Raw genomic sequence first — 21,557 nt, forward strand, 5'->3', positions numbered from 1 at the left:
ACTTATCTATCATTTATAAGGGGAGAATAACATGGCAAACACGAAAAAATTAGCCACACTCAGTCTGGTATCCTTATTTGCAATGGGAACTGTACTGACAGCTTGCAGCACCAAAGAAGCTACGCCTTCACCAAGTGCGTCATCGTCATCAGTTCCACAAGCAAGCGCTTCCGCGACAGCAGCTGCAAATACGGGCATTGATACAAGTAAGGAAGTTAAGTTGAAAACGGTTCTGTTAGGCTCCAAGCCAAAGGCTTTTGATGAGGTATACGGAGAAGTTAATAAATTAATGAAGCAAAAGATTAATGCCACACTCGACATTAGCTTCTTGGATTGGGGCGAATATCAACAGAAATATCCCTTGATGTTTGCTGCGAATGAAGACTTCGATCTTGTGTTCTCCGCGACTTGGTCTTACTATGCCCAACAAGCTACGAAGAATGGTTTCATGCCTTTGACCGAAGATCTGATCAAGAAATTCGCGCCAAAAACATGGGCCGAAGAGCCGAAGGTCGCTTGGGAGCAAGCGAAAATCAACGGCAAAATTTACATGATTCCTCAAAACAATTTTGAATATAGCTATCATATGATTGGTATTCGTGGTGATCTGCGTCAGAAGTATAATTTGCCTGAGCTGAAAACGTATGATGATTATGTGAATTACTTGAAAGTAATCTCGGAGAAAGAAAAGGATTTCAAACCAAGCATTGGGGTAAGTGAGTTTAATTCGGTAGAGTTGATTCAGCCGAACGAGTGGAACTTTGTCGTGCCGCAGCTGCCTATCGTGTATAAAGTAACGGAAGCAACAGGCAAACTCTTCAGCTATGTAGATACACCTGAATTCGCAACTTTCTCTAAGAAAATGTTCGATACCCAAAAGACGGGTGCTTGGTCCCGCGATGCGATTGCCAATAAAGTAGATAAAACACAAGCTTTCAAAGATGGTAAATTAGCTTCAGTTGAGTGGAATCTAGGTACACTGCTGCGCACAAAATCCGAAATGCAAACGACGCATCCGGATTGGAAAGTCGAGTTATACGATCTAAGTGCAGACAAGAAACGTCTATCCAATCCATTCATCAACAATGGGATGTCCATTCATGCGGGTTCCAAGAACTATGAGCGTGCATTGATGGCGATTGACCTTCTTCGTTATGACCCAGAGATTCATGATTTGACCAACTACGGTATCAAAGGCAAGCACTATGAGCCAGTAGGCAAGGATCAGTTCAAGCCACTTCCTGCATCGGCCGATTTCCCGCCATCTGGTACAGATCCATGGGGCTGGAATTCATTGAATGAGCGTCTTGATTCGACAGTAGCTGAAGAGACGATTAAATTCACAGAGAACTGGAAGAAAACCGTAACGGTTAACCATCCGTTGGAGACATTTACGTTCGATGATACCAAAGTGAAGAATGAAGTTGCAGCTGTCAGTAATGTAATGGAAACTTATGGAAAACCTTTATTCTACGGCTTAGTTGATCCTAGCGATGCTGGGCATGGTTTGCAAATCTTCAAAGATAAGTTGAAGCAAGCAGGTATCGATAAGATTGTGGCTGAAATGCAAAGCCAAGCTGATCCTGTTATCGCTAAAAAATAAGTGTGGACCGCTTCCTGGTGCAGGAGGCGGTTTTTTAGTGCGTCTATAAATTGAACAGGTAATCGATATTTTTGCGGGTTATGCTGCTATTCTGATGTTGGTAAGATGTAGCAGTGAGAAAAGAAAGCGTTCACATTAGAGCGCGAGAGAGGATTTGAGACGATGAAGAAAAGCTTAGTAATCGCTATGGCTGCAATGTTAACTTCAGGAATACTGCCTACGGCAATACCAACCGTTCTGGCAGATTCGCCGGCTGCAACGACTTCGAGTGACATCCACATTAACCCAATCCCTGGTCTGTCCGCGGATTTCATTAAGGGCGCTGACGTGTCCATGTTGAAGCAAATTGAAGTCAGCGGGGGCAAATTTTACGATGGGGGCGTTGAGAAAGAGGCTCTCCAAATACTAAAGGACCATGGGGTGAACTGGGTCAGACTACGTGTTTGGAATAATCCAGTTGATGCGAATGGAATTGGGCTTGGCGGTGGAAATAACGATAAGGCGAGAACGATTGAAATTGCCAAAAGAGCCCATGAGCTCGGGCTTAAGGTGCTGCTCGATTTCCATTATAGCGATTTCTGGGCAGATCCTTCTAAACAAACGAAGCCTGCGGCTTGGGAAGGGCTTAACTCTGTCCAGCTTCAACAAGCGTTGTACACGTATACAGCGGATGTAATTCAAGGTTTAACTGATGAAGGGGTAATGCCGGAAATGGTACAGATCGGGAATGAGACGAACACTGGAATGGTGTGGCCAGAAGGACAGACGACAGGAAGCGGCGGCTATGAGGGATGGGCGAATTTGATCAAACAAGGCGTCCAAGCTGTCCGTGACCATGATCCGAACAATGCGAATGCGCTACGGACAAAAATAATGATTCATCTTGCCGACGGTGGGAACAACGAGCTGTTTCGCCGGAATTTTGATCAATTGACCTTGCGTCAGGTGGATTATGATGTGATTGGCTTCTCGTACTATCCCTATTGGCATGGGCCACTGGAGGACCTCCGAACCAATATGGTTGACATTTCCAAGCGATATGGCAAAGAGGTGCTTGTAGCTGAGAATGCGTATGCGTACACGCTGAATGATGGCGACAATTTTTCGAACAATTTCGGGCCTAGTCAAGAACAATTAGGCGGCTATAAAGCGACCGTTCAAGGTCAAGCACAAGAGGTACATGATGTGATGAACGCTGTCGCACAGGTTCCCAATCAGAAGGGGCTTGGGGTGTTTTACTGGGAACCAGATTGGATTCCGGTGAAAGGTGCGGAGTGGAGCTCGAAGGCTGGAGAGGGTAACGGTTGGGAAAATCAAGCGATGTTTGATTTTAACGGTCATGCATTGCCATCGTTGGATGTCTTTAATCGTGTCTCGGCTAGCTCGAGCGGCGAGCTCTTTGTTGCGGAGGCAACAGCGATACACCCGGAACAAATAAAAGTAACGGTTGGCAGTACACCGGTGCTTCCAAGTAAAGTGCAGGTTGAGTTTACGGATGATTCCGTTCGTGATTTACCCGTGACGTGGGATGTCTTTGAAGAGGATGCCTTGCAGCATCCAGGTACGATTCAGCTTCAGGGCACTGTGACGGGTGTTCCGTTAAGAGCAACTGGAACAATTACTGTTCAGGGCTCTACCAACTTGGTGAGCAATCCTGGATTTGAAAGTGGTAACAACGCCAATTGGACGATCACTGGGGGGAGCAACGCAATTAAAGTGGTATCCGATAGTGCAAATGCGCATGATGGCAGTACCTATGCACTCCACTACTCCTTACCGCAGGATATGCCATTTTCGGCTACGCAAACGATTACTGGTTTAGCTAACGGGAAATACACCCTGAAAGCTTGGTCGCACGGCGGCGGGGGAGAAAGCAGCATGCAGTTGTTTGCCAAGGACTACGGCGGTGCTGAATTGTCTGAGAGCATTGTGAATACAGGCTGGTTGGCATGGAAGCATCCGATTCTGATGAATATTGAGGTTACTAATAATACTGCAGATCATGGTACAGAACCGAATGGTACAGCGACTATTGGGATAAAGGCCGAAGGTAAATCCGGTAACTGGGGCAATTTGGATGATTTCGAGTTCTATACTGATCGCACAGCTGAAACACTGTCTGCGCCAAGTCGAGTTACGAAGGGATCAAACTTTAGCGTGAACGTTGGAAACGGAGGATTAGTTGATACGATTTTTGCAGAGGATCTCGTCATCCACTATGATTCAGATGCGTTTGAGTTTGTATCGGCACAAAGCGCTTCACAAGCGGTGCAGCTGCTAACCACGGATGCGCATACACCTGGTGTTGTAAGGCTCATTCTTGGACATTTGGGCGGAAAGTCATTGAATTCGAATTCTGTCGCGCTTACGTTGCGTGCGAAGGGTGAAACCAATGCGGCAGAGGGAGTCGTTGAGGTAGCTTCTGCGGGATGGGGAACGGCACCAGCAGGTGGAATTATTACGCCAGCTTCGTTGGGTTCGGTGAAAATTATGTTGGTTACGGAAGACATTGAACAGGTTCCATCTGAACCAACGAATATGCCAAGTACAGGAGCAGTTCAACCAAATCCAGTGCCTACTATCGAACTTAGTTTAGAAGGTGCTGCCAGCCTGAAACAAACGCCTGCTTTGAATGACAGCCATACGGCCGTTGCATCCGTCTCACTTGAGGTGTGGAAGCAATTGGTTGAATTGGCGAAAACGGATGCTAACGGAAATAAGAAGTTATCGGTAATTTTGCCGAAGATTGCTGGCGCTAACTCCTATGAGCAAGAGCTGCCTAGAGCAGCTTTACAAGGCTCTGCATTGAATCAGCTAGTGGAGGTAATCACCCCACAAGGAACGGTATCATTGCCAAGCAACATGCTTAGCTCCACGAGTGGTAAGGAGTCGGATTCCATAAGTTTGACAATTGGTTTCTTAGATCCTTCTCAAATACCAGATGCATTGAAATCGAAAATTGGCAGCAAGCCAGTGATTGATTTGAAAATGAGAGCAGGCGCAGAAGTACTCCATTGGAACAATCCGGCTGCCCCAGTGACGGTTACGATTCCTTACGAGCCAACAGGGGAAGAACTGAAAAACCTTGATCATATCGTCATTTGGTATGTCGATGAGAACGGTCAAGCCATAGCTGTACCCAATGCGAAGTACGATGCTGTAGCACGTAGCGTTGTATTTACCACAACACATTTCAGCACATATGCTGTGGCTTACGTTAATCGTACGTTCGGCGATTTGGCTGGCTTCGCTTGGGCACAGAAAGCAGTGGAAGCACTAGCTTCCAAAGGTGTTACTACAGGTACATCATTGGATACATTTAGTCCGGAGCAAGAAGTATCTCGTGCGGATTATATCGTAATGTTGGTAAAAGCCTTAGGACTCACGGCGAATGCAGGGGATAGTTTTCAAGATGTGACAACTGCTGATTATTATTCTGAAGCGGTAGGTATTGCCAAAGCACTCGGTATTATCGAGGGCAGTGATGCCTACCATTTTAACCCAAAAGCAAATATAACGAGAGAAGATCTGATGGTTATTACGGCAAGAGCACTTCACCAAGCTCATCGATTGGATATGAGTAATGAGACTAGCACCTTGGATACATTCTCGGACAACATGGACGTGTCGAGCTATGCGAAGGCAGCTATTGCAACGTTGCTCAAAACAGGCCTCGTTCAAGGCAATGGACAGGGAATTGCACCTAAAGCATACACAACTCGAGCAGAAGCGGCAGTTATTCTTTATCGGTTGTTTCATATTTAACTTAAAGGAGGAGGAGGTTTACTATGATGCAAATGAAACAAATAGTTCAATCGGGTGTGCTAGCGGCTGCGTTATTGATTGGGTGTCTACCATTTGGTGGCCCCGCTCAGGCAGTAGCGGTAGTTCAATCAGCTCCCGTGAATCTAGCTTTGGACGGAGATTTCGAAGGCACGGATTCATCTCCATGGTTAATTGAAGGTGAACAGGCTTCGGCTGTCAGTATCAAAAGTCAAGATAATCATACGTCTGGTGGGACACATTCTGCTGCCTACTGGTCAGCTTCGGCCTTTCATTTCAAGGTATCACAACGAATCGTAGGCTTAGAAGATGGGAGATATCTGCTGTCTGCTTATACACAGGGCGGCGGCGGGGAAGTGTCCTCCCGAATTTTCGCAACTGTTGACGGTGATAACCCCATTCAAACCGACTTTATCAATACGGGCTATGCAGCTTGGAAAAATCCGCAGCTTACCCATATCAACGTCGTTGTAACGAACGGTATCTGCACGATTGGTTTTGAAGTGGCTGGGAAGGCTGACAATTGGGGATCCGTTGACGATATTAGATTCACGCGTATCGGTGACGTAGAAACGGCTCCTGTTTCCATGACTGTTCAACCGGTGCAAGCCACCTCGTGGTTACATGCTGCGCCGGAGCTGCCATCGGTGGTAAGAGCAGTTTATAACGATGATCATTCGTATCTGCAGGTGCCTGTTCAATGGGAGACGAATTCTGCAACGAATTATGATCATCTTGGTATGTATCAACTAACTGGCGCGATTCAGGGTTCGAATTCAACCGCACTCGCTACGATATCAGTCAGGATGAAGCCAGCCGATCTTAACGCAGACGGGATCGTGAATGTCGCAGACTTGGCGTTGGCTTACTACGATATGCAGGCAAGTGCGGGCTCAGCAGATTGGGAAAGAGCGAAAAAGGCTGATCTCAATAACGATGGCAAAGTCGATCTCGCCGATGTCCAGTACATCGCTGAACAGATGATTCAACCTGCTACTTGAAAAATGACAGGCAATCGATAAATTAGTGGGTATAAATTGGGACAGGAAGTTGATAGAATGGGGTCATATTTCTTCTTAAAATGAATCCATGAGGTGATCCGTTTGTCTTCTACATTTCCACCTATTAGCCCGAAATTGCCGGTTTTCATGCACGGCGCTGATTATAATCCTGATCAATGGCAGCACGATCCGCAAGTCTTAGAAGAAGACATCCGCATGATGAAGCTAGCGAAATGTAATGTGATGGCCATCGGCATCTTCGCATGGTCAGCGCTTGAACCCGTCGAAGGCACGTATACCTTCGAGTGGTTAGATCGCGTGCTGGATACCTTTGCCGCGAACGGGATCTATGCTTGGCTTGCGACACCAAGCGGCGCAAGGCCTGCCTGGATGGCGGAGCAGTACCCGGAGGTACTGCGTGTTGGTGCGAATCGTGTGCGCAATTTATTCGGCGCGCGTCACAATCATTGCTTCACATCCCCAGTGTACAGGGAGAAGGTAACAATGATGAACAGTCGGTTGGCAGAGCGCTACGCGCAGCATCCGGCCGTCGTGGGTTGGCATATCTCCAATGAATACGGTGGGGAGTGTCATTGTTCGTATTGCCAGGAAGCTTTCCGCGGCTGGTTACAAAAGAAATATGGCACGCTAGATGCATTAAATATGGCGTGGTGGACATCATTTTGGAGCCATACGTATACGAGCTGGTCTCAGATTGAATCTCCTGCTCCGCACGGTGAAAACTTAGTTCATGGCATGAACTTGGACTGGAAACGTTTTGTGACGGATCAAACTGTTGATTTCTGCCGTCATGAAATTGCCCCATTGAAAGCTGTGAACGCGCAATTGCCTGTTACAACGAATCTGATGGATGCGTTCGAAGGGCTTAACTACTGGAAATTCGCGGATGTGCTTGATGTTATTTCATGGGATGCGTACCCGACATGGCATGATGCGAAAGATCAACATAACTTGGCTGCTTGGTTCGCTCTTAATCATGACCTGTTCCGCTCGCTGAAGGGTGGACAGCCGTTCTTATTGATGGAAAGCACACCGAGCTTAACGAATTGGCAGGCAGTTTCCAAATTGAAGAAGCCTGGTATGCATTTGTTATCTTCTTTGCAGGCAGTCGCGCATGGCTCTGATTCCGTTCAATACTTCCAATGGCGGAAGAGTCGCGGTGCTAGTGAGAAACTGCACGGTGCGGTTATTGATCATGTCGGACATGAACATACGCGTGTATTTCGTGATGTAGCTGAGCTAGGCTGTGCCTTAGAGAAGCTCTCTGAAGTGATTGGGACTTCAGTTCCGGCGGAAACAGCTTTGATATTTGACTGGGAAAATCGGTGGGCAGTTAAGAATTCGCAAGGACCTCGTAATATGGGAATCAAATATGAAGAGACCGTGCTTAGTCACTATCGCGCTTTCTGGGATAGCGGCATTCCCGTCGACGTCATCGATATGGATGTTGATTTCAGTAAATACAAGCTAATCGTGGCGCCGATGCTATATTTGGTTCGACCTGGTGTTGGGGAGCGCATCGAGCAATTTGTTGCGGATGGCGGTACGTTCGTAACCACGTATTGGTCAGGAATCGTTGATGAAAATGACCTCTGTTTCCAAGGTGGCTTCCCAGGACCGCTTCGTAAAACGCTCGGGCTTTGGTCGGAGGAAATCGATGCACTTTATGATCATGAGAAAAACCGTTTGATCTTTACGGAGGGGAATGGACTTGACTTAGAAGGCGAGTACGAGTCCCATGAGCTCTGTGAGCTCATTCATACCGAGGGAGCAGAGACACTGGCTGTCTACGGAGATGATTTTTATGCAGGTCGTCCAGCGTTGACCGTGAACTCATTTGGTCATGGTAAAGCGTATTATATCGCGACGAGAACAGATACTGAGCTTTTGAAACTTTTGTATAAGCAAGTAGTTGAGCAGGCGGGAGTTAAGGCTGTGTTACAAATGGAGTTACCTCCTGAAGTAACTGCACAAGTTAGGACGAATGGGGAATATGACTATGTTTTCCTGATGAATTTCGCTCAGCAGACGCAGACGGTCGAGTTAGATGGGGATACGTATTGGGATATGCTTTTGCAGGAAACGTGGGAAGCGAAGAGTGTGCAACTTGAGCCTTATGGCGTTCGTGTTATAAGAAGATCCAAGTAGAGATCATCACATAGGTGAGCAGCAAGCTGAATTGGGGAAACCTGATTCAGCTTTTATTCCATTTAATAGATAACATAATATAAGTTATGTAAACAAATGTGCAATGGAAGGAATTCACTAACTCTTATGGGATAATATACGGGCAATTATGTTACCCTACGCTTTTGATGAATTATTCCAAAAAAGCTGATTTAGAGAACCCTAAATCAGCTTGTTATCACATGCATGTAGATATAAAGTAGGAATTAACGCAATGTTTTCAATGCGCCACTCCAAGCAATGACTTGATCAAACATGGTGTTCGCAGCGGTCTCCTGACGCGGATTGGGCTTGAGCACCGTGAAATTCTCAAAATCAGTAAAGAGGGACAAAGTTACCTGTGCACGTACACTAGCTATATGCAACTCACTCAAGATGAGTCTTAGGTTCTCCGCTGCACGCGCTCCACCTGTACCTCCACCATAGCTGACGATCCCAGCGGCTTTATCTTTCCATTCATTGAATAGGAAATCTAGCGCATTCTTCAGCGCCGCGGGTACGGCATGATTATACTCTGGTGTCACGAAGATATAACCATCGTAACCTTGAATTGCATTCGACCAAGCAATGGTATGTTCTTTCGTATATTTCATCATCATAGGTGGATGAGGTTCGTCATAAAGTGGCAAATTAAAATCTGCCAGATCGACGATCTCGAATAATGCATCGGTGCGTTTACTTGCAACTTCATGTACCCACTGAGCGACGACTTCGCCTCTACGTCCTGGGCGAGTGCTGCCGAGAATAATTCCGATTTTCAACATCGTTATGGCCTCCAAAAGATAAAGTATTTACAAGTAGCATAACGGTTGAATGGAATCTTGTGCAATTGAAAATACAGTTATAACAAATGTTTCCCGTAAGAGATCAATAAGAAGTGATATTTGTTTACATAATATAAGTTAAGTTTACTTTTATTCTAGAAGTGACATTTTCGCATCATAAATAACAGATACTTTTTGAAATTTGTATGAACATGAAAGAGGATGTATATGATTTATCATACAAGTTCCTATATAATTTAGTAAAAGATATTTAGAATAGACAAAAGAAGGGTGGTCGCTTTTCTTATGAATACATCCATTTACTTTGTGATATTTTCCGTTATTTTATTATTTGGCTTATTGTCGACATTCATCATCGGTTTTTCTCGTAAAAATCGTGAAGGGGATCAATCCTATTTTCAGAAAACAGGCACGAAGTGGGTAAGGCTTACTTCTCTCTACGTCATCTCGATTGCAGCAGGCTTATTAGCGTTGCTAGCCTTTATTCGATATACAATTGAATAAACGCAAATAAACAAAAAAATCTCCATTGGTAGGAGATTTTTTTGTTTTGACGCAGTATTGGGAGGAAGTTAGGATTCAAGCTGGCATCATTGGAAACGTGTTGATTTTGATAAAGTGAATCTGCAACGATCCGAAAAATGCTTTCCCTTGATTGTAATGGAGCTCACATTTGTACCCGTACTCATTAGCAATGGCTTGTAAGGATTTGAAACCTGGGAGCGATTTAACCATAGTCGTGATTTGCTTCGTGATATGATTGGGTAGTTTCATAACCATCGTGGATGCATGAATACCATCAACAACGGAGATAAAACTGGGGAACTCGGGTTTCTTGAAAAGTCCAAGGTGGATATGATCCTCAGCAATTTGTAAGATCTCTTTATTCAAACGATTGAGATTTAAGGTCATGTTTTTATAAAAGTAGATGCCAAATCCAATTTTGTTCGTCAATGGATTTAAGCGTTTTTTCCATTTATGCACATTCGCTTCCCAATAAGACTCCAGTTGTTCGCTAATTCTAGTCCAGTTTAATCGTGATGTGAGAAAATTTTTCATTCATGTACTCCTTAAACAGTTAAATTTCTTTCTTAAATATAGACGTATTAATAAGGAATATCGTTCATTTACGTCCAACTACATATGCAGAATCTTGACAAATCCTTCGGCGGCTACGGATAATTTCATATCCCGACGAACAGCTAACCCGATGCTGCGCGGTGGTAGTGGTTCCTCCAAGGTGAGCTCAAAGAGAGTGCCTGATCGAAGCTCATCCTGTACAAATGATCGGCTTATGAAGGCAACCCCGTAACCTAGTCTCGCGAACTCCGCTAAAAGATCAATATTTCCTAATTCAATATCTGGATTCACCGCGAATCCTTGTGCTGCAAACCATTTTTCTATAGACACTCTAGTACTGCTCCCTGGCGATAAGAAGATAAGAGGTAGCTCCGCGAGTTCCTTCGTAGAGATGGAACGGTTCGTCCATTCTCGGAAATCTTCCCCAACCACGAAACAATCCTCCAACGTCGCTAACGTGTGAATCGTTAAATCCGAATCTTCGATTGGTAAATGAACGATGGCACAGTCAATATCACCTTCCTTTAAACGCTTCGTAATCTCGCCTGTTTTTCCATGTGATAACCGAATCCGTATTCCAGGATATTGCTTATGATACGCATTCAACTGTGGTAACAGAAGGTGCTTAATCAACGAATCACTTGCCCCGATCCGAATCTCACCTTGATGTAATTGCTTCAGATTGAGCAGATGCTTCTTTCCCGAATCCAGCATAGCAAAGGATTGTTCCACATAGTCAAAGAGCGTACGTCCTTCTTCTGTGAGCTCAACACCTTTCGATAGACGATGAAATAATTTAAGCCCAACCGCCTCTTCCATTTGCTTAATGGCATAGCTCACGGACGGTTGCGTTATATGAAGTTCTTGCGCAGCTTTCGTTAAATTCCGGCATTTGGCCGTATGTAAAAAAATACGATACCATTCTAAATTGATCATTTGATATAGATCACCTCTATGACAAGTTGTATATATTCTAATTTCATTTATTTCATATAACTCATTATAATTGGCTTATAGCAAAAACACAAAGAGGTGGCGAATATGGCGATACATCAACCAGATTGGGAAGCGCGTTCTCCGTGGACGACGAATAAGGGGATTTCGGAAGTACGTATTAGTCCTCCTAAATCGATCGTGTCAGGAACCATCCGAGTACCGGGGAGTAAAAGTCTAACAAACCGAGCGTTACTGATTGCCGCACTAGCTGAAGGGAAATCACAGTTAAATGGCATTTTGAAAAGCGATGATTCGTACTGGTGTATACAAGCATTAACCAAATTAGGAGTGTCAGTCATCATCGATGGAGAAACGGCTAATGTGGATGGCTGCGGGGGAAATTGGCCAAATTCATCTGGAGAGCTATACATGGGGGCAGCTGGTACGGTTGCACGGTTCTTGCCAGCAGCATTGGCTATCGGGCGAGGGAAATGGACGATAAAAGGGAGTAAACGATTAAGTGAGCGGCCACTTGCACCATTAATTTCGGCACTTTCAGCGCAAGGAGCTTCGTTCAATTATTTGGAGGCTGAACATCGATTGCCTTACGAATTGAATGCTGCTGGACTCAAAGGTGGAATCGTGAAGCTACCTGGATCAATGTCCAGCCAATTTATAAGTGGAGTTTTATTAGCAGCTCCCTATACACAAGCCCCATTAACCATCCAGATCGAAGGTGAAATTGTGCAACGAGATTATGTACAACTGACTATGGATATGATGAGTGCTTTTGGTATCAAACCGCAGGTTTCTGAGGACGTACAATCGATTAAGGTTCCTTCAGGGACCTATCAAGCGCAGACATTGCAACTTGAGTCAGATGTCTCTACCTGTTGTTATTTCTGGGCCCTCGCTGCATTAACATCAGGCTGTGTACGGATTGAAGGTATTGACGCATGGAGCACGAGTCAGCCTGATATAGAAATGTTAGATGTACTGGAGCGTATGGGGTGCAACGTTCAACGCGGCGAGAACTTTGTTGAAGTTCAGGGCACAAAGCAGCTCAAAGGTGGTTTTACGCTGAGTATGAAGAAATGGTCTGATCAGACGTTGACGATAGCTGCTATGGCTCCTTTTGCGGATGGACCTATTACGCTTACCGATGCGGCTCATATTCGACATCATGAATGCGATCGTATTGCTGCAATGTGTAGTGAACTCGGCAAGCTTGGCATCCGTGTTGAGGAACATGAGGATGGTTTAACGATCTATCCTGGGCTACCGTTGGCTGCTTTGGTAGATTCGCATGACGATCATCGTATGGCGATGGCATTGTCTTTAATCGGCCTAAGGGTTGAAAATATCCGTATTGCCGATCCAGGGTGTGTATCCAAGACATGTCCAGGTTATTTTGAACAATTGACTACGTTAGGTGTAGAAGTTACTTACTAATTAGGAGGCTTACAATCATATGGCAGGGAATACATTCGGTGAAATTTTCAAAATTACAACTTTCGGAGAATCACATGGAGCCGCGGTAGGCGTCATTGTGGATGGTGTAACGCCAGGCATCGAGATTGATGAAGCCTATATTCAGAAACAGATGGATCGAAGAAAGCCCGGCCAATCCTCGGTGACCTCTCCACGTAAAGAATATGATATCATTCATATCTTATCGGGTGTTTTCGAAGGGAAAACGACAGGTACGCCACTTTTTGTTAATCTCTATAATCAAGATATGAAGCCGGAGGCTTACAATGATATCCAGAATTCTTTTCGACCAGGCCATGCGGATTTCACATATCTGCAGAAATACGGAATCCGTGATCATCGCGGAAGTGGGCGAGCTTCTGGAAGAGAAACAGCAGGCAGGGTAGCAGGTGGTGCAATTGCTCGTAAGCTGCTTGAACATAGAGGTGTACGAGTGTTGGCCTATACCCTTGAAATCGGTGGAATTCGATGTCAAACCTTCGATGAAGATGCGATTGAAAGCAATGCGGTACGTGCCTGTGATCCGATTGCTGGAGCCAAAATGATTGAAAAAATTGAGCAGCTAGCTTCGCTTGGTGATAGTTGTGGAGGCATCGTAGAATGCCGGATTCGTGGGGTTATGCCTGGTCTTGGAGAGCCAGTATTTGATAAATTGGATGCTGAATTGGCGAAAGCAATGCTATCTATCGGAGCTGTGAAGGGGATAGAATTTGGTGCAGGGTTCTCTGCTGCTTCCATGCTAGGTAGTGAGCATAATGATGAAATGGACAGTGACGGATTTCTCAGTAACCATTCCGGTGGAATTCTAGGTGGGATTAGTACGGGACAAGAAATTATATTCCGAATTAGCGTGAAGCCGACTTCTTCGATTTCTGTTGCCCAGAAGACGTTAAACGTAAACGGTGAGGAACAAGAAATTCGAACGATAGGTCGTCATGATCCATGTATTTGCCCGCGAATCGTACCTGTGGTTGAAGCGATGGCGTGCTTAGTATTGGAAGATTTGTATAAACGACAAGCAGCTAATCTTGGATAAATAGGAAAGTAAAGCAGACCCATTCGAGAATGGGTCTGCTTTTTTACATTTACTTCTTTAACCCCTCAGCAGCTTTTACCGCTTGATTGGCAATTTCTGTTGCCTCTGCAAGGGTAAGTCCATCTTGCGGATGGAATGTACCGTCTTCATTAAGCTCGACAATATCTAAAGCAAGCGCGGTTTGGATGGCGCCAACATTCGATAAGTCGATCTTGTCATTATCTTTGATATCGACTGGATTTAACTTAATCATCGGTAATTTCTCACTGGTTTGAAACGTGTGAACGAGAAGATAAGTGAAAGATTCACGCGTCACTTTGGCATCTGGATCTATCTTAATTTTGATATCTGTACCCAATTTGCCAAGTGCATCCGTGATCAACTGTACACCTTGCGTTGCTGAGATAGGCTCTTTGCTTGTGACTGGCGCTTGATGAGTTTTCAGGTAATCTAACGCATTATATACTTCCTCTGCAGCGTCAGCACGCGTAATTTCATCTTTTGGATTGAATTTGCCATCCGTATTCAGTTTAATAATCCCGTATTTAAGTCCACGTTGGATAGATCCGGAATAATCAACTGTGATTTGATCGCTATCTTTGATGTCGACAACAACCGGATTAATCAAAGGGAGGTTCTTACTAATTTCGATTGCTCGAACGAGCTGATGTGTGAACTCTTCACGTGTTAATTTCTTGGTAGGATTTAGATCTTTGGGAAGTTCAATATTGTTGACCGCCGCAACGATAAGTGCTTGCGCGTACCAAGCGTCATTGGATGCATTCGCAAAATAATCATTCGCTTTCGGCTCTTTCACGAAATTGACCAAATCTAAATTAAGTCCTAGTGCATTCACTAGAAGTTGTGCGGATTGGGCTGCTGTCATTTTTTCTTGTGGCGCAAATAACGTAGAAGTCATTCCACTGACAATACCACTTTGCTGTAGGGATACAATTTTATCTTTTGATGCAATGTTGTTGAGGTCAGTGAAGGAGCTAGTAGCCGCAAAGCTTTGGCCGACTAAAGATAGGGATAGCAATGCAGTTGCTGCAGTTAGTGTGAAGGTTTTGATTGTTTTTTTCATTTTATTTCACCTCATATGGTTTTTTGTGTTTCAGAAAATTAAACGGCACTGTTGATAAAAAGGTTGCACCTACTCTTAAATAAGTTACTATCATTTAAAAGGTAGGTTGATTTGTGGAAGTGAATACATATTAAAAAGGCCGCAAATTTGCGACCCTTTGAGTGATTAATTACTGCACATTTCTAAAGCAGCGTGGAGTTGTTGAATGCCTGGAATAATTTCATGAAATAATGGCCTTGCAAAGCTTAAGCGGATCCATCCTTTTTTGGACCCATAAACAGTTCCCGGAACAAAGATAACGCCTCTCTTGGTGGACTCTTCGAGCCATTTAAACTCATCAACTTCACGATTGATTCTACACCAAAGCGTAAGCCCGCCTTGAGGTACGGAATACGAAATGGTATCACCCATGATATCTGTTAGTCCTCGCATGAGTTCATTTCTCTTCTTTGCTAATTCTGTTCGCAAGAAGGGAATGTGATTATCCAGATGACCTTCCTTGACAAAATGATTGGCAACCCACTGCGGAATACTGCTCAGGCCGAAATCCATCTGCTGTCTGGCATCGGATAACCGACAAATGACGGATTGTGGAGCAATTAACCAACCAATTCGTAAGCCAGAAGTAGCCGTTTTGGAAAGAGATCCGATATATAAGACATTGTTATTTTTATCTAATGATTTCAAAGTAGGAGGTGGATGACCATCGAAAGCAGTTAATGTAAAGGTGTCATCTTCAACTATTGGTATGCCAAGTTCCGATGCAATTTCAAGCAACCGAATTTTTCGGTCTAATGGCATTACACTGCCCGTTGGATTTTGAAAATTAGGGTTTACAAATAACATGCGAATTTTGTGCTTGCGATATAACGCCATAACTTCTTCTGGATTTATCCCGTGTTCATCCGTGGATAATCGGAATAAACGAAGACCAGCCGATTGAAACATGGGCAACGAATAACAGTATGAAGGGTCTTCAATCGCAACGGCGTCTCCGGGATTTAATAAACACTGTAAAATTAAATATAAAGATTGCTGGGAACCAGATGAAATTAATATAGATGAGTCCGTCGTATGAATGTGAAGATGCTGTGCAAGAAATGAAACAAGCGTTTCTCTAAGTTGTGCGCACCCCTGTGGGTTATCGTAACCGAGTTGTTCATGAAAGGGCCGCTTTTGTAAAAGTTCACGGATGATTTCCTGCGGATATAGATCCGGTGACAGCTGGCCACTTGCAAAGTCGATAAGCCCCTTTTTGTGTAGTAATTCTTCGCGAATACGCCGTACGAATGGTTGATTGGGGAGGAAATTTCCTCCTTCTACATACTCTTTCCAGTTAGGAGTTTGGTTAGTCGAGTTCTCCTCATTCAGGTTGGAAACAATGGTACCGTTGCCCTTACTACTTACAAGTATGCCAGTAGCACGAAGTTCTTCGTATGCAGCAACTACAGTACTTCGGTTAACGCGCAGTACGGCGGCCAATTTTCGTTCGGAAGGAAGCGTACTACCAGGAGGGAACTCTCCAAATGCTATGCGGTGTTCCATGTAATCTGCAATTTGTTGATAAATCGGCGTTTTGCTTGATCGATCCGGCTTCCACATAAAATATACCAACTTTTATCAAATTTTTGTCATAACTATTTGAAGTTACGCTAAATGAGCAACGATAAAATACAAAAAAACACCCAGCTTTCCATAGATAGGCTTGTCATTTTCTACTATTTTTCTCACACTTGGCAACAGTTCTTTGTAATTTTTAAGTATCATATCATATATGTTATTCGCTTGTGTATGCTTATTAAGTAAAATTTTATTATTAAGTTATTAAAATGAAGTGCAATAATAAATAGGTTTCTTGGGTAAACTTGGATGGTTTTTTTTCTTGATGAGTGGATGGTTACATCGTGATCAATTCTAGTTATGATGAGGATTGTGTGCCTTGTCATTTAAATATCGGATGTAATTTTGAACGCCATGAGGAGTTTCACAGATGAGAACAATGAATTCACGATCAATTAGTGAAATAAATTCAAGGAATAAAATCCTTCAAATAAAAACCGACATCTTATCCGCTATTCGCATCCGGTGAGTCTCTATCTACGATATTAAGAGCAATCGATAAGACAAAACGAGCCATTACAATTCCGAACAAGCGCAGTCATTCCTTACTGTCTTCGAAACAAGTCAAGATAAATCAGCATGAACAATTAGAGATTATAGAGATTTTAAGAGAACTGAAAGCTTATGCAATCAAACGTAACGAGGAGAAAAAGAAATTATTAGCGTTAGTTTATCACGATTCTTTAACAGGTTTACGAAACAGGAGATATTTCAAAGAAAAATTAACAACTATGATCCAAAAACATCATAAACAGGACATTAAACTAGAACTGATGTTTATTGACTTAGACCACTTCAAATGGATTAATGATTCACTCGGCCATGAAGCTGGAGATCGTTTGCTCGTTCAGATAGCCCAACGAATTAAAACATGTGTAGGCCAATTTGGCACAGTCGCTCGCTTAGGCGGTGATGAATTTACAGTCATTTTAGAAGGGATTCATTCAAGTGGTCAAATGGTCGGTGTGGCAGAGCGAATTATTGAAGCGTTTAAAGAGCCGGTATGGCTTGACAAGCATGAAATAAGAGTAACGATGAGCGCTGGTATAAGTATATTTCCAGATCATGGTATGACTGCGAGCATGCTTATGAAAAAAGCTGATAAAGCAATGTATCATGCAAAGCAGGAGGGCAGAAATCAATTTGTTATTTATCAATCATCCTTTGATGAAGGCGAATATAAACGGTTTGTGTTTAAATCACAATTTGTGAAAGCTCTTGCTGATCAACAGTTTTTCTTAGAGTATCAACCAAGAGTGGAACTAGATAGCGGTGAAATTAAAAGTCTTGAAGCGCTGGTGCGATGGAACCATCCAGATCAAGGGATTGTTGGACCGATGGAATTTATTTCGCTAGCAGAAGAAACTGGATTTATTGTGCCTTTAGGTGAATGGGTCATACGCTTGCAGGCAAATTAAACAATGGCAACAAAAAGGTCTACCACCGGTTAGAGTTGCTATTAACGTGTCTGCGAAGCAGTTTCTTCAAGCTTCTTTCGTGAATAAAATGAAGGAAATCCTTAGAGAGAACGAGATTAAACCTACATTCATCGAAATTGAGATTACAGAAAGTGCGTTAATGAAGGATGAACAACCTATCGTCGATGCCTTGAAAGTGATTAAGGAAATGGGTGTTTTTCTATCCATTGATGACTTTGGAACCGGTTATTCTTCATTGCAATATCTCAAAACCTTTAAATTGGATGCCTTAAAAATAGATAGAAGTTTCATCAAAGATTTACCTCAGGATAAAGCCTTAACTAAGATGATTATCTCATTGGCTCGAAAATTAAAGCTTAAGGTCATCGCTGAGGGAGTGGAAACACATGAACAGCATACTTGGTTGTTGAACAGTGGATGTCATCAAGCGCAAGGTTACCTATACAGTAAGCCACTTGGAGCGTCGGATATTGAATACATATTGAACGAATGAGGGAAAGTTACATGTGTAGTTTAAGGCTGTTGAAAAATCGTTATTTTGAGGAAATTGTTGAGCTCAAATTATCTTTTCATCATCAGGAGTTCATTTCCCTGAAAGAGAATAAATGGGAAAACACCATGGAGCAGATAAACACACATGATATCTTTCCTATCAAAAAGTTTTTTATATATATTGAAAATCGTGGGAATGAGTTCCCTTTTGGACAAGAATTATTTGATGTCATTTTTGAGTATGCATGGCAACAAGGAGCTACAACCATTTTCTTGGACACGCCTTCAATCACAAAAAGGTCACTGCATTTTTTTGAGAAATATGGATTGATTTCGATAACCAAACAGGATTTGCCGATTCGTTATGATTACCCTGACCGAAATTCTTTATTTCATCGACTTGATTTCATGTAGGGATCCCAAAGAAAACCCTCTACGCTAATAGAAACTTAATAGGGTTCGTCTGACTGCTCAACAGTCGGCGGTCCCTATTTTCCTTTTCATTGGATAAGGAAGGTTTTCAATCTATAATTTTTGTGAGTCACCCTAAGAAAAGACCCATTTTCTCACAATTTTAACCTACTTTTCTTTAGGGGAAAGTGGTATTTTGGTTAAGTTAGCGTCATAAAAGATGAAACAGATTGACTATTAGAGAGGTGTCCGCATGCCAATTCAGTACGATGAAGTTCAGCAATTATTCCATCTCCAAACTACACGAACGAGTTATGCGTTCCAAGTTACCAAATGGGGATTACTCGCTCACACGTATTGGGGAAAAAGCGTGCGCTCAGACTACCTACATCGGAATTTAGAACTTCGCGCCAGAAGTACCGTATCGCCTCGTCCTGATCCGACAGAACCTGCATTCTCACCAGATACGATGCCTCAGGAATTTCCTGGCTACGGCGCTGGTGATTTCCGTACGCCAGCTTATGAAGTTATGCTTGCGAATGGCACATCCGTACTGGATTTGAAATACCGTTCTCATCGGATTGTCAATGGAAAACCCAGTTTAGTGGGATTGCCTGCCACTTATGTGGAATCAGAGGCAGAAGCACAGACGCTTGAGATAGAGCTATACGATTCATTGATCGGTTTGTCTGTGTTTCTTACTTATAGCGTATATGAATCTTATAATGTGATTACACGTTCGGCACGTTTTGTTCTTAACGGCAGTGAACCGTTAAATCTTCAGCGTGTATTATCGATGAGCATTGATATGCCTCATTCTGAATTTGATTTCTTGCATTTATCAGGCGCTCATCTTCGAGAAAGAGCCATATACCGACGTTCACTCACGCCAGGGGGACACACGGTGGAGAGTAGACGCGGCGTGAGCGGACATCAGCAGAACCCTTTCATTGCCCTTTTGTCCAAGGGAACGGATGAAGATCATGGCGAAGTATACGGATTTAGTCTTGTCTATAGTGGCAGCTTCTTCGTGCATGCGGAAGTGGACCAGTTTTTTACTACAAGAATACAAATGGGTGTTAATCCTTTTGATTTCAGTTGGCTGTTAGAGCCGGGGGAATCCTTCCAGACGCCTGAAGCGGTACTTGTGTTCTCTGATCAGGGGTTGGGCGGAATGTCCCGTATTTATCACCGTCTCTATCGTGACAGATTGTGCCGTGGCGCTTACCGCGACAAGGAGCGACCTATCCTGATCAACAACTGGGAGGCCACCTATTTCGATTTCGATGCCGATAAGCTGGAGCACATCGCGAAGGAAGGTTCGAAGCTTGGTATGGAGCTGTTCGTACTTGATGATGGTTGGTTCGGTAAACGCAATGACGATAATACCTCACTTGGTGATTGGGTTGTTGATGTGAGTAAACTACCAGATGGGCTAAATGATTTGGCTGAGCGCATTGCGAGGCATGGTATGAAGCTAGGACTTTGGTTCGAACCGGAGATGGTGTCACCAGATAGTGACTTGTATCGTAAACACCCCGACTGGTGCTTACATGTTCCAGGACGGCGGCGGACGGAAAGCAGAAGCCAACTGGTACTCGATATGTCTCGCAATGACGTAGTCGATTACGTCGTAGAGTCCGTCTGTAATGTGTTAGAAAGTGCAGCGATCGCCTATGTGAAATGGGATCTCAACCGAAATTTAACAGAGATAGGCTCGCAAGTACTGCCGAAGGAACGCCAGAGGGAGACAGCTCATCGGTACATGCTTGGTGTGTATCAAGCGCTCGAACGAATAACAGCCAAGTTTCCTGATATTTTATTCGAAAGTTGTGCAGGTGGCGGTGGTCGATTCGATCCAGGTATGCTATATTACATGCCGCAAACGTGGGCGAGCGATAATTCAGACGCGGTGAGTCGCCTGCAAATCCAATATGGCACAAGTCTGATCTATCCGCCTGTGACGATGGGCGCGAACGTATCAGCGGTTCCTAATCATCAAATTGGCAGGACATCTCCACTTCAAACCCGTGGCTATGTGGCCATGTCAGGTTCGTTCGGTTATCAACTCGATTTAACGAAACTGTCTGCAGATGAGAAGTCTGCGATTGGCGAACAAGTGGCTTTCTATAAAGAAATTAGGGGTATCGTGCAATTTGGTGATTTCTACCGACTGTTGAACCCTTTTGAGTCAGGAGAAGCTGCATGGATGTTTGTAACAGTGGATCGAAGGGAAGCGGTTGTGTTCTACTTTCAGATACAGGCCGCTGTCGCAGGTCCGATCAAAAGACTTCGACTTAAAGGGCTAGACGAAAGGAATGACTACTTCGTTCTATCTGGGGAACAAATCGAGAAATTAGATGAAGGGAACCTCTATGGTGGAGATTATCTCGAGCGAGTTGGGTATATTCTCCCGGCACTCAAGGGGGATTACCAAAGCTTGATTTTTCGTTTAATGGCTGTCGATGAAAAGTCCGACTACTAGTCGGGCTTTTTCGTATATTGATTCAATTCATTAATGATAACAATAGAAAATCGAATATTGATAATTTTCATCAATTATTCAATAATGAGGCTGTAAGAAGCAG

The 21,557-nt window shown here is 43.7% G+C and carries 14 protein-coding genes and 1 pseudogene; 10 read left to right on the forward strand and 5 right to left on the reverse strand.

The annotated features are described in order from the left end of the window. Positions 1-31: 31 nt before the first annotated feature. From ASL11_RS33960 to ASL11_RS33975, 4 genes are all read left to right on the forward strand, one after another. Entirely contained in the window at positions 32-1,603 is a 1,572-nt protein-coding gene (locus ASL11_RS33960) for an ABC transporter substrate-binding protein (RefSeq protein ID WP_056625363.1), read from the forward strand. A gap of 162 nt (positions 1,604-1,765) precedes the next feature. Beyond that, positions 1,766-5,368 carry a glycosyl hydrolase 53 family protein gene (locus tag ASL11_RS33965; protein WP_056625366.1) on the forward strand — a complete coding sequence of 1,201 codons (3,603 nt, stop codon included), beginning with the start codon at positions 1,766-1,768 and terminating at the stop codon, positions 5,366-5,368. Positions 5,369-5,391: 23 nt separating this feature from the next. Continuing rightward, positions 5,392-6,387 carry an Ig-like domain-containing protein gene (locus ASL11_RS33970; protein ID WP_056625369.1) on the forward strand — a complete coding sequence of 332 codons (996 nt, stop codon included), beginning with the start codon at positions 5,392-5,394 and terminating at the stop codon, positions 6,385-6,387. A 147-nt stretch (positions 6,388-6,534) separates the two neighbouring features. Next, the gene (locus ASL11_RS33975; protein WP_082596060.1) at positions 6,535-8,556 is read left to right on the forward strand and encodes a beta-galactosidase; all 2,022 of its coding nucleotides are present in this window, start codon (positions 6,535-6,537) and stop codon (positions 8,554-8,556) included. Between the two features lie 245 nt (positions 8,557-8,801). Here the strand turns inward: ASL11_RS33975 and ASL11_RS33980 are convergent, their stop codons facing one another. After that, positions 8,802-9,359 carry an NADPH-dependent FMN reductase gene (locus ASL11_RS33980; protein ID WP_056625375.1) on the reverse strand — a complete coding sequence of 186 codons (558 nt, stop codon included), beginning with the start codon at positions 9,357-9,359 and terminating at the stop codon, positions 8,802-8,804. A gap of 306 nt (positions 9,360-9,665) precedes the next feature. Here ASL11_RS33980 and ASL11_RS33985 point away from each other — a divergent pair, with 306 nt between their 5' ends. After that, the gene (locus ASL11_RS33985; RefSeq protein ID WP_056625377.1) at positions 9,666-9,884 is read left to right on the forward strand and encodes a hypothetical protein; all 219 of its coding nucleotides are present in this window, start codon (positions 9,666-9,668) and stop codon (positions 9,882-9,884) included. Between the two features lie 75 nt (positions 9,885-9,959). Here the strand turns inward: ASL11_RS33985 and ASL11_RS33990 are convergent, their stop codons facing one another. Beyond that, a complete protein-coding gene (locus ASL11_RS33990) occupies positions 9,960-10,439 on the reverse strand; it encodes a hypothetical protein (RefSeq protein WP_056625381.1) in 480 nt (159 codons plus the stop codon). A 78-nt stretch (positions 10,440-10,517) separates the two neighbouring features. Beyond that, positions 10,518-11,396 carry a LysR family transcriptional regulator gene (locus tag ASL11_RS33995; RefSeq protein WP_056625385.1) on the reverse strand — a complete coding sequence of 293 codons (879 nt, stop codon included), beginning with the start codon at positions 11,394-11,396 and terminating at the stop codon, positions 10,518-10,520. 105 nt (positions 11,397-11,501) lie between these two features. Between ASL11_RS33995 and aroA the strand changes: the two genes are divergently transcribed. Further along, complete coding sequence (aroA, locus tag ASL11_RS34000; protein ID WP_056625389.1) at positions 11,502-12,848, forward strand: 3-phosphoshikimate 1-carboxyvinyltransferase; 1,347 nt, start codon at positions 11,502-11,504, stop codon at positions 12,846-12,848. Between the two features lie 19 nt (positions 12,849-12,867). After that, the gene (aroC, locus tag ASL11_RS34005) at positions 12,868-13,923 is read left to right on the forward strand and encodes a chorismate synthase (RefSeq protein ID WP_056625393.1); all 1,056 of its coding nucleotides are present in this window, start codon (positions 12,868-12,870) and stop codon (positions 13,921-13,923) included. Positions 13,924-13,972: 49 nt separating this feature from the next. Here aroC and ASL11_RS35530 read toward each other — a convergent pair whose 3' ends face one another. Next, the gene (locus tag ASL11_RS35530; protein WP_063795771.1) at positions 13,973-15,007 is read right to left on the reverse strand and encodes an S-layer homology domain-containing protein; all 1,035 of its coding nucleotides are present in this window, start codon (positions 15,005-15,007) and stop codon (positions 13,973-13,975) included. Between the two features lie 165 nt (positions 15,008-15,172). Continuing rightward, positions 15,173-16,609 carry a MocR-like pyridoxine biosynthesis transcription factor PdxR gene (pdxR, locus tag ASL11_RS34015; RefSeq protein WP_056625397.1) on the reverse strand — a complete coding sequence of 479 codons (1,437 nt, stop codon included), beginning with the start codon at positions 16,607-16,609 and terminating at the stop codon, positions 15,173-15,175. Positions 16,610-17,256: 647 nt separating this feature from the next. Between pdxR and ASL11_RS37775 the strand changes: the two are divergent. The 3 genes and pseudogenes from ASL11_RS37775 to ASL11_RS34035 all read left to right on the forward strand — a co-directional run bounded on the left by ASL11_RS37775 (position 17,257) and on the right by ASL11_RS34035 (position 21,454). Beyond that, a pseudogene (locus ASL11_RS37775) lies at positions 17,257-18,559 on the forward strand (putative bifunctional diguanylate cyclase/phosphodiesterase). Positions 18,560-18,570: 11 nt separating this feature from the next. Further along, the gene (locus tag ASL11_RS34030) at positions 18,571-18,972 is read left to right on the forward strand and encodes a hypothetical protein (protein WP_056625406.1); all 402 of its coding nucleotides are present in this window, start codon (positions 18,571-18,573) and stop codon (positions 18,970-18,972) included. 250 nt (positions 18,973-19,222) lie between these two features. Then, positions 19,223-21,454 carry an alpha-galactosidase gene (locus ASL11_RS34035; protein ID WP_056625408.1) on the forward strand — a complete coding sequence of 744 codons (2,232 nt, stop codon included), beginning with the start codon at positions 19,223-19,225 and terminating at the stop codon, positions 21,452-21,454. The last annotated feature ends 103 nt before the right edge of the window (positions 21,455-21,557 follow it).

Origin of the sequence: Paenibacillus sp. Soil750 (assembly GCF_001428045.1) — a bacterium.
Classification (GTDB): domain Bacteria; phylum Bacillota; class Bacilli; order Paenibacillales; family NBRC-103111; genus Paenibacillus_E; species Paenibacillus_E allorhizoplanae.

What these genes read in the sequence shown, in the direction of transcription:
- aroA (WP_056625389.1), top strand. Translation starts at nt 11,502, where the DNA reads ATGGCGATACATCAACCAGATTGGGAAGCGCGTTCTCCGTGGACGACG.
- ASL11_RS33985 (WP_056625377.1), top strand. Translation starts at nt 9,666, where the DNA reads ATGAATACATCCATTTACTTTGTGATATTTTCCGTTATTTTATTATTT.
- ASL11_RS33980 (WP_056625375.1), bottom strand. Translation starts at nt 9,359, where the DNA reads ATGTTGAAAATCGGAATTATTCTCGGCAGCACTCGCCCAGGACGTAGA.
- ASL11_RS33995 (WP_056625385.1), bottom strand. Translation starts at nt 11,396, where the DNA reads ATGATCAATTTAGAATGGTATCGTATTTTTTTACATACGGCCAAATGC.
- ASL11_RS33970 (WP_056625369.1), top strand. Translation starts at nt 5,392, where the DNA reads ATGATGCAAATGAAACAAATAGTTCAATCGGGTGTGCTAGCGGCTGCG.
- ASL11_RS33960 (WP_056625363.1), top strand. Translation starts at nt 32, where the DNA reads ATGGCAAACACGAAAAAATTAGCCACACTCAGTCTGGTATCCTTATTT.
- ASL11_RS34030 (WP_056625406.1), top strand. Translation starts at nt 18,571, where the DNA reads ATGTGTAGTTTAAGGCTGTTGAAAAATCGTTATTTTGAGGAAATTGTT.
- ASL11_RS33975 (WP_082596060.1), top strand. Translation starts at nt 6,535, where the DNA reads ATGCACGGCGCTGATTATAATCCTGATCAATGGCAGCACGATCCGCAA.
- ASL11_RS33965 (WP_056625366.1), top strand. Translation starts at nt 1,766, where the DNA reads ATGAAGAAAAGCTTAGTAATCGCTATGGCTGCAATGTTAACTTCAGGA.
- aroC (WP_056625393.1), top strand. Translation starts at nt 12,868, where the DNA reads ATGGCAGGGAATACATTCGGTGAAATTTTCAAAATTACAACTTTCGGA.
- pdxR (WP_056625397.1), bottom strand. Translation starts at nt 16,609, where the DNA reads ATGTGGAAGCCGGATCGATCAAGCAAAACGCCGATTTATCAACAAATT.
- ASL11_RS33990 (WP_056625381.1), bottom strand. Translation starts at nt 10,439, where the DNA reads ATGAAAAATTTTCTCACATCACGATTAAACTGGACTAGAATTAGCGAA.
- ASL11_RS34035 (WP_056625408.1), top strand. Translation starts at nt 19,223, where the DNA reads ATGCCAATTCAGTACGATGAAGTTCAGCAATTATTCCATCTCCAAACT.
- ASL11_RS35530 (WP_063795771.1), bottom strand. Translation starts at nt 15,007, where the DNA reads ATGAAAAAAACAATCAAAACCTTCACACTAACTGCAGCAACTGCATTG.